At 74.3% G+C, this 12,792-nt stretch carries 3 protein-coding genes; 2 read left to right on the top strand and 1 reads right to left on the bottom strand.

Annotated elements, in window-relative coordinates; genetic code table 11:
• Nucleotides 1-12: 12 nt before the first annotated feature.
• A complete protein-coding gene (gene sbnA, locus ACIWVC_RS17590; protein ID WP_396448779.1) occupies nucleotides 13-990 on the bottom strand; it encodes a 2,3-diaminopropionate biosynthesis protein SbnA in 978 nt (325 codons plus the stop codon).
• 236 nt (nucleotides 991-1,226) lie between these two features.
• Between sbnA and ACIWVC_RS17585 the strand changes: the two genes are divergently transcribed.
• Together ACIWVC_RS17585 and ACIWVC_RS17580 are read left to right on the top strand one after the other, a co-directional pair.
• A complete protein-coding gene (locus ACIWVC_RS17585; RefSeq protein ID WP_396454332.1) occupies nucleotides 1,227-2,780 on the top strand; it encodes an amino acid adenylation domain-containing protein in 1,554 nt (517 codons plus the stop codon).
• 450 nt (nucleotides 2,781-3,230) lie between these two features.
• The coding region (locus tag ACIWVC_RS17580; protein ID WP_396454331.1) for an amino acid adenylation domain-containing protein at nucleotides 3,231-12,792 on the top strand (9,562 nt) is incomplete at its 3' end.

Here is a 12,792-nt window from a genome sequence, read left to right as displayed (position 1 = left end):
TTTTCTCGATGATCAGTCGGCGAGGGCGCCGGGCGCGCCGGAGAGCAGGTCGCCGAAGTGCTCGCGCACCCAGCCCTCCGCGTAGATCGAGTCCAGGTAGCGCTCGCCGAGGTCGGGGGCGATGGCGACCGCGACCGGGTCCTCGCCGGGGTACTTGGCGTCCAGCCAGCGGGACGCGCCGGACACGACGGTGCCGGTGGAGCCGCCGAACAGGAACCCGCGGGCGGCGAGCGCGTGGACGGTCCGGATCGTGTCGGTCTCGGGGACGTGCACCACGTCGTCGATGAACGACTCGTCCACGAGGGCGGGCCGGCTGCTCGTGCCGAGCCCCGGCACCATCCGCCGCTCCGGGATGCCGCCGAACGTGACGGAGCCGACCGCGTCGACCGCCACGATCGTCACGGGGCGCCCGCGCTCCCGGAAGTAGCGGGCGCAGCCCATCAGCGTGCCCGTCGTCCCCGCGCCGACGAAGAGGACCTCCAGGTCGGGGAACTCGCGGTCGATCGCCGGAGCGGTCCCGCGGTAGTGGGCCAGCCAGTTGTTGCGGTTGGCGTACTGGTTCAGCCACACGTACCGCTCGTCCGACGCGCACAGGCTCCGGACGAAGGCGATGCGGCCGCCGAGGTAGCCGCCGTTGGCGTCCTTGTCGGACACGACCCGGACCTCGGCGCCGAGCGCCCGCATGACCCGCATCGACGCGGGGTTGCAGCGCGGGTCGGTGACGCAGACGAACTTCAGGCCGCGGCTCGCGGCGATGAGGCTGAGCGCGATCCCGAGGTTCCCGGACGACGACTCCACGATCACCGAATCGGCGGTGAGCGCGCCCTCGCGTTCGGCCGCCTCCACCATCGCGGCGGCGGCCTTCAGCTTGACCGAGCCGGCGAAGTTGAAGCCCTCGCATTTGAGGTACAGCGGCCGGTCGATGACGTGCCGCAGATCGACGTAAAGGTCGTCGACATTGAATTCCTGCGGCGAGGTGATTATCGGCACGCGTCCACCCTCAAATGAAGAAACAATTCCCTCATCTTCCCCCGAGTTCGCCGCGGGCTTCACGCCGGAGCCATGCGGAGCATCACCGTACCTTCGTGCATCTTCCTGCCGCAACCCTCTGCTTACCCATCGGTAGGGTGGAATGCGAGGTGCTTCTGGCGAACGCCGGACATAAGCTATGGCCTCCGCTTGTAATGCCGTTACAGCGGAGTGGTTCTACATCACGGAGAGTTATGATGAGTGCTCGCGGACCCGCCGTGGACCGGCTGCTCCCCACGGCCGCACTGCCCGGCCTGAACGTCCCCGCGGCGCAGGCGGAGCGGGCCCGGGAACTGGCCGCCGCGCACGGGATGCTCCGCGAGCGGGACGTCGACCTCGCCGACCCCGTCATCGCCCGGGTGGAGCGGTTCGCCGCCGAGCGCGACCGCCCCGCGGTCGCCGACGCGCACCGCACGCTCTCCTACGCCGAGCTGGCCGCCGAGGCGCGCCGGCTGGCCGCGCTGCTGGATCGGGAGGGCGTCGAGCCGGGCACGGTGGTCGGCGTCGGCGGCGGGCGGTGCGCCGCGGTCATCGCCGCGTTCCTCGCGATCGAGCTGGTCGGCGCCCTGTACGTGCCGGCGGACGAGACCTGGCCCGCCGCCCGCGTCCGCGACGTCCTCGGCCAGGCGGGCGCGTCCGTGCTGGTCGCCGTGGACGGCGAACGCGCCGCGCCCGCCCTGCTGGAGGGCGCGGCGGAGGCCGGCTGCCGGGTCGTCGGGGCCGCCGATGCGGACGGCCTCGCGCCCTGGCCGGGCCGCCCCCGGCTGGACGCGCTCGACCAGCCGCGGTACATCCTGTTCACCTCGGGGTCGACCGGACGCCCCAAGGGCGCGGTCGTCGAGCACCAGGGCATGCTCAACCACCTCTGGGCGAAGATCATCGACCTGGAGCTGACCGGCGCGGACGTCGTCGCGTTCACCGCCCCGCTCGGCTTCGACATCTCGATCTGGCAGATGCTCTGCCCGCTGCTGCTGGGCGGCCGGGTCGACGTGATCGGCGACGACGTCGCCCACGACTCGGAGGCGTTCGCCCGCGCCGTCGACGCCCAGGGCATCACGATCGTCGAGCTCGTCCCCACCATGGTCAGGCATCTGCTGGACGACCTGGCGCCGAGCCCGCCCCGCCCCGGGGAGAGCGCCGCCGAGGCCCCCGGCGGGGGCTCGCTGGGCTCCCTGCGCTGGATGATCGCGACCGGCGAGGAGCTGCCGGCCGAGCTGTCGCGCCGCTGGCTCGAGGCGATGCCGCACGCCGGGCTGCTCAACGCCTACGGCCCGACCGAGTGCTCCGACGACGTCACCCACCACACCGTGACCGCCGGCGACCTGGATCTCCTCCGCCTCCCGATCGGCACGCCCGTCGTCAACGCGCGCCTGTACGTGCTGCGCGAGGAGGACGACGGGACCTGGGCGGCCTGCGGGATCGGCGAGACCGGCGAGCTGTTCGTCGGCGGCGTCGTGGTCGGCCGCGGCTACCTCGGCGACGGCGAGCGCACCCGCGAGGCGTTCTACCGCGACCCCTTCGACGCGGCGTCCCCGACCGGCCGCCTGTACCGGACGGGCGACGCGGTGAAGCTGCTCCCGCCGGGCGCGGGCGGCGAGGACCGGCCCGTCCTGCAGTACCTCGGGCGGGTCGACCGGCAGGTCAAGATCGCCGGGGTGCGGATGGAGCTGGGCGAGATCGAGGCGGTCCTGCAGCGGCACCCGGGGGTGGGCGCCGCGGCCGTGGTCGTGCACGAGTACCCCTCCCGGTAACGGTCACGCTGAGTGACCCGATTGGGTCGATTCGGTTGTCAACCTTTGTCAGCCGGTGAGCGTCGCGTCGCCGTCGGCGCAGGGCGGCGACCGGCCGTTTTGTCACTCCTGTTAGCAACGGGACCGGCCAAGTTCTACTTTTGAGGGGATTGCGAGGCATGTGACAGGCTGGTTGACTGTGACTCCGCTACTCCTGAGTAGTACGCGGGTCGAGGGCGGATCCGGTCGAGAGCGGAAAGCGGCGCCGCTCTGTATTGGCGGGAGCACAGCGCGTTGACTCCGGGAAAGCGCGGGCCGATCGCGTTCCCGGCGGCGACTCGGGGTGAAAGGGGACGGGGAAAGCCCGATCAGTTCTGTGGTCATTCTTTCTGATTTTCTGCCCGCCGGTGCCGTACCGGTTCCGGTGCCGGGCGCAAAGGAAACCCCCTTCGACCGGGAAAGTGCCGCTTGATGTCCACCGAGTACGTTCCTCTTTCGGCCGCTCAGCAGAGCGTCTGGTACGCGCAGCAGCTGGCGCCGGAAACGCCGATTCACATCGCGCAGTACATCGAGATCGAGGGGCCGGTCGACCACGAGCTGTTCGACCGGGTGGCGCGGATCGCCGCGCACGAGGCGCCGGCGATGAACGCGCGGCTCGCGGAGGAGGACGGGGTCCCGCGGCAGATCCTCGACCCGGACGCGAGCGTGTCGATCCCGCTCGTGGACCTGTCCGGGGAGCCCGACCCGGACGCCGCGTCGCGCGCGTGGATGCGGGAGCGGATGTCGGCGCCGCTGCCCCTCGACGGCGACCGGCTCTTCCACACGGCGCTGCTGCGCCTCGCACCGGACCTGCACCGGTGGTTCCTGCGCGCGCACCACACGATCCTGGACGCCTACAGCGGCCTGCTGATCAGCCGCCGCGCCGCCGAGATCTACACGCTGCTGGCGGGCGGCGGCGAGTACGTCCCGGCCGAGCGGGGCGACTACCGGGCGCTGCTCGCCGCCGAGGAGGAGTACCGGCGGTCGGAGAAGTTCGAGCGGGACCGCGCCTACTGGACCGAGCGGTTCGCCGACAAGCCGGTGGCGGTGTCGCTGTCGGACGAGATGGCCGAGCCGACCTCCGACTACCTCAGCCGCATCACCGTCGTCCCGCCGGAGCAGACCGCCGCCCTGGCGGCCGGCGCCCGCCGCCTGCGCACCGCCACGCAGGGCCTCGCGATCGCCGCGACGGCCGCGTACGTGGCGCGGATGACCGGCACCGAGGATGTGATCCTGGGCCTCGCGGTGTCGGGCCGCACCTCGCAGACCGCCCTGGAGACCCCGGCGATGCTGTCGACGGTGCTGCCGCTGCGCGTCGCCGTCCGGCCGGACATGACGGTCGAGCAGCTGGTCCGCACGGTGACGCGGGCGAGCGCGCGGGTGCTGCGCCACCAGCGCTACCGGCGCGAGGACCTGCTCCGCGACCTGAAGCTGCTCGGCGAGCGCCGCCGGCTGTACGGGCCGGTCATCAACATCATGGCGTTCGACTACCGGTTCGACTTCGCGGGCCTGCCCGCGCGGACCCACGCCATCACCACCGGCCCGATCGACGACCTGTCGATCAACGTCTACGACAACTTCGACGGCAACGGCGTCCGCATCGACTTCGAGGCGCACCCCGACCTCTACACCGAGGACGAGGTCTCCGCGCACCAGGACCGCTACGTCCGGTTCCTGCGGGCGCTGGGCGACGCCGACCCGGCGACGCCGCTCCGGGACGTGGAGCTGCTGGACGCCGCCGAGCGGTCCCGCGTCCTGGACGAGTGGAACGACACGGCGATGCCGGTCGAGCCGGCCGTCGTCCCCGAGCTGTTCGAGGCGCAGGCCGCCCGCACGCCCGGCGCCCCCGCCGTCACCGGGCCGGGCGGCGCCGTCCTCACCTACCGGGAGCTGGACGAACGGGCCAACCGCCTCGCCCGCCACCTCATCGCGCGCGGCGCCGGCCCGGAGGACTTCGTCGCGCTCGCGCTGCCGCGCGACGAGAACCTCGTCGTCGCGGCGCTGGCCGTGCTGAAGGCGGGCGCCGCGTACCAGCCGATCGACCTGGCGTACCCGCCGGACCGCATCGCCTACATGCTGGAGGACGCCGCCCCCGCCTGCGTCATCACCACGTCCGGCGCCGGCCTGCCCGGCACGACGCCGCGCGTCGAGCTGGACGCCCTGGACCTGTCCGGCGAATCCGCCGAGGCCCCGGCCGACGCCGACCGCGTCCGGCCGCTCCGGCCCGGCAACGCGGCCTACGTCATCTACACGTCGGGTTCGACGGGGCGCCCCAAGGGCGTCGTCGTCTCCCACGCCGGCGCCGTCGACCTGTGCGCGTGGGCGAAGAAGGACTTCGGGCCGGAGCGCCTCGCCCGCGTCCTGTTCTCCACCTCCCTCAACTTCGACGTGTCGGTGTTCGAGTGGCTGACGCCGCTCACGCTCGGCGGCCACATCGAGGTCGTCCGCGACCTGCTGGACGTGGCGGAGCGCGGCGGCTGGCACGGCACGCTCGTCTCCGGCGTCCCGTCCGCGGTCTCGGCCCTCCTCGCGGCGGGGCCGCTCGACCTCAAGGCCGGCGACATCGTCCTCGCGGGCGAGGCGCTCCCCGCCCGCCTCGTCCAGGACCTGCGCGCCCTCGTCCCGGACGCCCGCATCTCCAACATCTACGGACCGACCGAGGCGACCGTCTACGCCACCGCCTGGTTCGACGACGGAAACGCCGCGGGCCACGCCCCGATCGGCGGCCCCGTCGCCAACACCCGCGCGTACGTGCTGGACGGGGCGCTCAATCCCGTCCCGGCGGGCGTCCCCGGCGAGCTGTACCTCGCGGGCGACGGCCTCGCGCGCGGCTACCTGCACCGCCCCGGGCTGAGCGCCGAGCGCTTCGTCGCCTGCCCCTTCGGCGGGCCGGGCGAGCGCATGTACCGGACGGGCGACCTCGTCCGCTGGAACCGGCACGGCCAGCTCGAGTACCTCGGCCGCCTCGACCACCAGGTCAAGGTGCGCGGCTTCCGGATCGAGCTCGGCGAGATCGAGACCGCCCTCGCGGCGCACCCGGCCGTGACGCAGAGCGTCGTCGTCGCCCGGCGGGACGGCGCGGGCGACACCGTCCTCGTCGCCTACGTCGTCTCCGCGGGCGTCGACACCGCCGAGCTGAAGCGGTCGGTCGCGGCGGTCCTGCCCGACTACATGGTCCCGGCGGCGATCGTCGTCCTGGACGAGATGCCGCTGAACCCGAACGGCAAGCTCGACCGGTCCGCGCTGCCCGCGCCCGACTTCGCCGCGTCCGCCGCGGGCCGCGCGCCCCGCGACGCGCGCGAGGAGGCGCTGTGCGCGGTGTTCGCCGAGGTCCTCGGCGTGGAACGGGTCGGCGTCGACGACAGCTTCTTCGACCTCGGCGGCGACTCGCTGAAGGCGACCCGCGTCGTCGCCCGCGCCCGCGCCGCGCTGGGCGCGGAGCTGCCCGTCCGGGCGCTGTTCGAGGCGCCCACCGTCGCCGCGCTCGCCGCGTCCATCAAGGACGCCGAGGAGGAGGCGAGGCCGAAGCTCGTCCCGGCGGAGCGCCCCGACCTCGTCCCCGTCTCCTACGCGCAGCGCCGCCTGTGGTTCATCCACGACCTGGAAGGCGCCGGCGCGACCTACCACATCCCGATCCCGCTGCGGCTGACCGGTTCGCTCGACCTGGCCGCCGTCCGCGCCGCGATGCGCGACATGATGGCGCGGCACGAGGCCCTCCGGACCGTGTTCGTGCAGGTGGAGGGCGAGCCGTACCAGCGCGTCCTCGCCATGGACGAGATCGGGGCCGAGCCGGAGGTCACCGAGTGCGGCCCGGACGGGCTCCAGGACGCGGTGTTCGAGGCCGCGACCCGAGGGTTCGACCTGGCCGCCGAGCCGCCCGTCCGCGCGCACGTCTTCCGGATCGCCGCCGACGACCACCTGCTCCTCCTGGTGATGCACCACATCGCCGGGGACGGCTGGTCGATGGAGCCCCTCGCCGCCGACCTCATCACCGCCTACGCCGCCCGCGCCGCCGGCGGGGAGCCGCGCTGGGCGCCGCTGCCCGTCCAGTACGCCGACTACGCGCTCTGGCAGCGCGAGGTCCTCGGCGACGAGGCCGACCCGGGCAGCCTCATCAGCCGGCAGCTCGCGTACTGGCGGGAGGCTCTCGCCGGGCTGCCCGAGGAGCTGGCGCTCCCGGCGGACCGGCCCCGCCCGGCCCGCGCCACCTACCGGGGCGCGCAGCACCCGTTCACGCTGCCGCCCGGCCTGCACGCCGCGCTCACCGCGCTCGGCCGCGACCACCGCGCCAGCCTGTTCATGGTGCTGCAGGCCGCGCTCGCCGGCCTGTTCACCCGCCTCGGCGCCGGGACGGACGTGCCGATCGGCTCGCCGGTCGCGGGCCGCGGCGACGAGGCCGTGCACGACCTCGTCGGCGTGTTCGTGAACACCCTCGTGCTGCGGACCGACACCTCCGGGGACCCGACGTTCGCCGAGCTGCTCGGCCGGGTCCGCGAGACCGACCTCGCCGCGTTCGCCCACCAGGATGTCCCGTTCGAGCGGCTCGTCGAGGTGCTGAACCCGCAGCGGTCGATGGCGCGGCACCCGCTGTTCCAGGTGATGATCTCGATCCAGAACAACCCGTCGGCGCGGGTCGAGCTGCCCGGCCTGACGGTCGCGCTGGAGCCGGTCGACCCGGGCGTGTCCCGCTTCGACCTCGCGCTGCTGGTGGACGAGACCCGCGACGCGGCCGGCGCGCCCGCCGGGATCGACTGCCGCCTGGAGTACGCGCTCGACCTGTTCGACCCGGAGACCGCCGCGTCGATGGCGGCGCGGCTGGAGCGGCTGCTCGCCCAGGTCGCCGCCGACCCGTCGCTGCCGCTCAGCGCCGTGGACCTGCTGGACGACGCCGAACGCGACACCCTGCTGAACCGCTGGAACGACACCGACCTGCCGGTCGCCCCCGCCGTCGTCCCGCGGCTGGTCGAGCGCCAGGCGGCCCGCACCCCGGACGCCACCGCCGTCATCGCGGGGGAGACCCGGCTCTCCTACGCCGAGCTGAACGCCCGCGCGAACCGGCTCGCCCGCCACCTCATCGGGTGCGGCGCCGGCCCGGAGGACTTCGTCGCGCTGGCCCTGCCGCGCGACGAGAACCTCGTCGTCGCGGCGCTGGCCGTGCTGAAGGCGGGCGCCGCGTACCAGCCGATCGACCTGGCGTACCCGCCGGACCGCATCGCCTACATGCTGGAGGACGCCGCCCCCGCCTGCGTCATCACCACGTCCGGCGCCGGCCTGCCGGGCACGACGCCGCGCGTCGAGCTGGACGCGCTCTCCCTGGAGTGCCTCCCGGCGGAGGACGTCACCGACGCCGACCGCGTCCGGCCGCTGCACCCCGCGAACCCGGCGTACGTCATCTACACGTCCGGGTCGACGGGCCGCCCCAAGGGCGTCGTCATCTCCCACGCGAACGTCGTGGACTTCTGCGCCGAGTCGATGGCGAGCTACGGCCCCGACCGGATGCGGCGCGTGCTGTTCTCCACGTCGCTGAACTTCGACGTGTCGGTGTTCGAGTGGCTGGTGCCGCTCACCATCGGCGGGGAGATCGAGGTCGTCCGGGACCTGCTGGAGGTCGCCGAGCGCGGCGGCTGGTCCGGGACGCTGATCAGCGGCGTCCCGTCCGCGGTGGCGGTCCTGCTGTCGCGCGGGGAGCTGCGCCTGGAGGCCGGGGACGTGGCGCTCGGCGGGGAGGCGCTGCCGCCGCAGCTCGTCCGGGACGTCCGGGCGCTGCTGCCGGACGCCCGCATCTCCAACATCTACGGGCCCACCGAGGCGACGATCTTCGTCACCGGCTGGTACGACGACGGCAACACCGAGGGGCTCGCCCCGATCGGCCGCCCGATGGCCAACACCCGCGCGTACGTGCTGGACGAGCGGCTCCAGCCCGTCCCGGTCGGCGTGCCCGGCGAGCTGTACCTCGCGGGCGACGGCCTGGCCCGCGGCTACCTGCGCCGCCCCGCCCTGTCCGCGGACCGGTTCGTCGCGTGCCCGTTCGGCGGGCCCGGCGAGCGGATGTACCGCACGGGCGACCTCGTGCGCTGGAACCGCGCCGGGAACATCGAGTACCTCGGCCGCCTCGACCACCAGGTGAAGGTCCGCGGCTTCCGGATCGAGCTCGGCGAGATCGAGACCGCCCTCGCGGCGCACCCGGCCGTCACGCAGAGCGCCGTCGTGGCGCGCCGCGACGCGGTCGGCGACAACGTCCTCGCCGGCTACGTCGTCGGCGACGTCGAGCCGGCGGAGCTGCGCGCGTTCGTCGCCGGGACGCTGCCGGACTACATGGTGCCGTCCGCGATCGTCGTGCTGGACGCGATGCCGCTCAACCCGAACGGCAAGCTCGACCGGTCCGCGCTGCCCGAGCCGGACTTCGCCGCCGACCTCACCGCGCGCGGCCCCCGCGACGCCCGCGAGGAGATCCTCTGCGGGATCTTCGCCGACGTCCTCGGCCTGGACCGGGTCGGCGTCGACGACGGGTTCTTCGACCACGGCGGCGACTCGCTGAAGGCGACCCGCGTCGTCGCCCGCGCCCGCGCCGCGCTGAACGTGGAGCTGCCCGTCCGCGCGCTGTTCGAGGCGCCGACCGTCGCCGGCCTCGCCGCGCGGATCGCCTCCGCCGCCGGCGCCGCGCGGCCCCCGCTGCGGCCGGCGGAGCGGCCCGCCCCGCTGCCGGTGTCGTACGCGCAGGAGCGGCTCTGGTTCCTGAACCGGCTGGAAGGGCTCACCGCCACCTACAACATGCCGATCCCGCTGCGGCTCACCGGCGAGATCGACCACGGCGCGATGCGGGAAGCGCTCCGCGACGTGGTCGCCCGGCACGAGTCGCTGCGGACGCTGTTCGGCGACGCCGACGGCGAGCCGCACCAGGTGATCCTCGCCCCGGAGGACGCCGAGCCGCGGCTCACCGTCTCCGCGCCCGCCGACCTGCACGGCGCCCTGTTCATGGACGCCACCCGCGGCTTCGACCTGGCGAAAGAGCTGCCCGTCCGCGCCCACCTGTACCGGGCCGGCGAGGACGAGCACGTGCTGCTCATCGTCATGCACCACATCGCTGGGGACGGCTGGTCGATGGCGCCGCTCGCCCGCGACGTCATCACCGCCTACCTGGCCCGCCGCGAGGGGCGCGCCCCCGAATGGGCGCCGCTGCCCGTCCAGTACGCCGACTACGCGCTCTGGCAGCGCGAGCTGCTCGGCAGCGAGAGCGACCCGGACAGCCTCGCCGCCCGCCAGATCGCCTACTGGAAGGACGCCCTCGCCGGGCTGCCCGACCAGATCCGGCTGCCGCACGACCGGCCCCGCCCCGAGCGGGCGTCCTACCGGGGCGGCCAGGTCCGCTTCGAGGTCCCGGCGGAGCTGGCGGACGGGCTGCGCGCGCTGGCCCGCGACCACCAGGTCAGCGTGTTCATGGTGCTGCAGGCGGCGCTCGCCGCGCTGCTGACCCGGCTCGGCGGCGGCACGGACGTGCCGATCGGCTCGCCCGTCGCGGGCCGCACCGACGAGGCCCTGGACGACCTCGTCGGCGTCTTCGTCAACACGCTCGTGCTGCGGACCGACACCTCCGGCGACCCGTCGTTCGCCGAGCTGCTCGCCCGCGTCCGGGAGACCGACCTGGCCGCGTACGCGCACCAGGACGTCCCGTTCGAGCGGCTCGTCGAGGTGCTGAACCCGGCCCGGTCGCTGTCCCGGCACCCGCTGTTCCAGGTCATGCTGACGCTGCAGAACAACCCGGAGGCCTCGGTCGAACTGCCCGGCCTGCACGTCGCCGTCGAGCCGGTCGACGCCGGGGTCGCCAAGTTCGACCTGGAGTTCCTGCTGGAGGACGCCCGCGACGGGTCCGGCGCCCTCGCCGGGACCCTGGAGTACGCGCTCGACCTGTTCGACCGCGGCACCGCCGAGCGGCTCGCCGGCTGGTTCCGGCGGACGCTGGAGGCCGCCGTCGCCTCGCGCGGCGCCGTCACCGTCGAGGGGCTCGACCTGCCCGGCGCCGCCGCCGTCGAAGCGGCCGGGGACGCCGGGGCCGCCGGGGGGCCGACCGAGAAGCGGCTCGTCGCGTACGTCGTCGCCGCGCCCGGCCAGACGCTCGACCCCGAGGAGCTGCGCGCCCACATCCGGGAGAGCCTGCCTGAGTCGATGGTGCCCGCCGCCGTCGTCGTGCTGGACGAGATGCCGCTCACCCCGAACGGCAAGGTCGACGTCAAGGCGCTGCCCAGGCCCGAGCTGGCGCCCGCCCCGGCGACCGCGTACCGGGCCCCGTCCGGAGAGGCCGAGGAGACCGTCGCCGCGGTCTTCGCCGAGCTGCTCGGCGTGGACCGGGTCGGCGCGGACGACGACTTCTTCGCGCTCGGCGGCAACTCGCTGATCGCGATGCGCGTCGTCAGCCGCGTCCGGCGCGCGCTGGACGTGGAGCTGCCCGTGCGGGCGCTGTTCGAGGCGCCGACCGCGGCGGGCCTCGCCGCCCTCCTCGGGCGCGGCGGCCGCCCGGCCCGCCCCCCGCTGGAGCGGCGCGAGCGCCCGGACGTGGTCCCGCTGTCGTACGCCCAGCAGCGCCTGTGGTTCCTCAGCCGGTTCGAGGGGCCGTCCGCCACCTACAACGTGCCGACCGCGCTGCGCATCCGCGGCCCGCTGGACGCCGGCGCGCTCCGCGCCGCCGTCGGCGACCTGGTGGAGCGGCACGAGACGCTCCGCACGATCCTGCCGGACGCCGGGGGAGTGCCGCGCCAGCTCGTCCTCGACCCGGCCGCCGCCCGCCCCGAGCTGGAGGTCGTCGAGACGACCGAGGCGGAGCTGCCGACGCGGCTCGCCATGGCCGCCGGCTACGCCTTCGACATCACCGCCGAGCCGCCGCTGCGCACGCACCTGTTCCGGCTCGCGCCGGACGAGCACGTCGCGCTGCTGCTCATGCACCACGTCGGCGGCGACGGCTGGTCGATGGCCCCGCTCGCCCGCGACTTCATCACCGCCTACGCGGCGCGGGCGGGGGGCGAGGCGCCCGAGTGGGCCCCGCTGCCCGTCCAGTACGCCGACTACACGCTCTGGCAGCAGGAGCTGTTCGGTTCCGAGGACGATCCCGAGAGCTTGATCTCGCGGCAGATCGCGTACTGGAAGGACGCGCTCGCCGGGCTGCCGGAGGAGCTCGCGCTGCCGACCGACCGGCCGCGCCCGGCGGAGGCGTCCTACCGGGGCGGGACGCACGCGTTCGAGTTGGACGCCGGCCTCCACGCCGGCCTCCTCGCCCTCGCGCGGGAGAGCGGGGCCAGCCTGTTCATGGTCATGCAGGCCGCCTACGCCGCGCTGCTCACCCGCCTCGGCGCGGGCACGGACGTGCCGATCGGCTCGCCCGTCGCGGGCCGCACCGACGAGGCCCTCGACGACCTGGTCGGCATGTTCGTGAACATGCTCGTCTTCCGGACCGACACCTCCGGCGACCCGTCGTTCCGCGAGCTGGTGGGCCGCGTCAAGGAGACCGACCTGGCCGCGTACGCGCACCAGGACGTCCCGTTCGAGCGGCTCGTCGAGGTGCTGAACCCGCCGCGCCACCTGGCCCGGCACCCGCTGTTCCAGGTCGGGTTGACGTTCCAGAACAACCCCGAGGCGCGCCTGGAGATGCCCGGCTTCAGCGCCCAGGTGGAGCCGCTGAACGCCGGGGTGTCCCGGTTCGACCTGCTGATGATCCTCACCGAGCGGGCCGACGGCCTCGACGGCGAGCTGGAGTACGCCCTCGACCTGTACGACCCGGCCACCGCGCGGCGGCTCATCGAGCGGTTCGAGCGGTACCTGTCCGCGCTGCTCGCCGACCCGGACGCGCCCATCGGCGCCGCCGAGGTCCTGTCCGCGGAGGAGCGGTCGCTGATCCTCGGCGAGTGGGCCGGGGGCGCCGCCGCCCCCGTGGAGCGGGCCACGATCCCGGCGCTGTTCGAGGCGCAGGCTGCGGCCCGTCCGGATGCGCCCGCCGTCACGTTCG

This window comes from Actinomadura sp., assembly GCF_044508335.1.
Taxonomy (GTDB): domain Bacteria; phylum Actinomycetota; class Actinomycetes; order Streptosporangiales; family Streptosporangiaceae; genus Spirillospora.
The sequence above is the reverse complement of the archived record's forward strand: the minus strand, read 5'-3'. Positions and strand labels throughout refer to the sequence as shown.

Bases quoted from the DNA above. Each gene is read 5' to 3' on its own strand.
- ACIWVC_RS17585 (WP_396454332.1), top strand. From the start codon at position 1,227: ATGAGTGCTCGCGGACCCGCCGTGGACCGGCTGCTCCCCACGGCCGCA.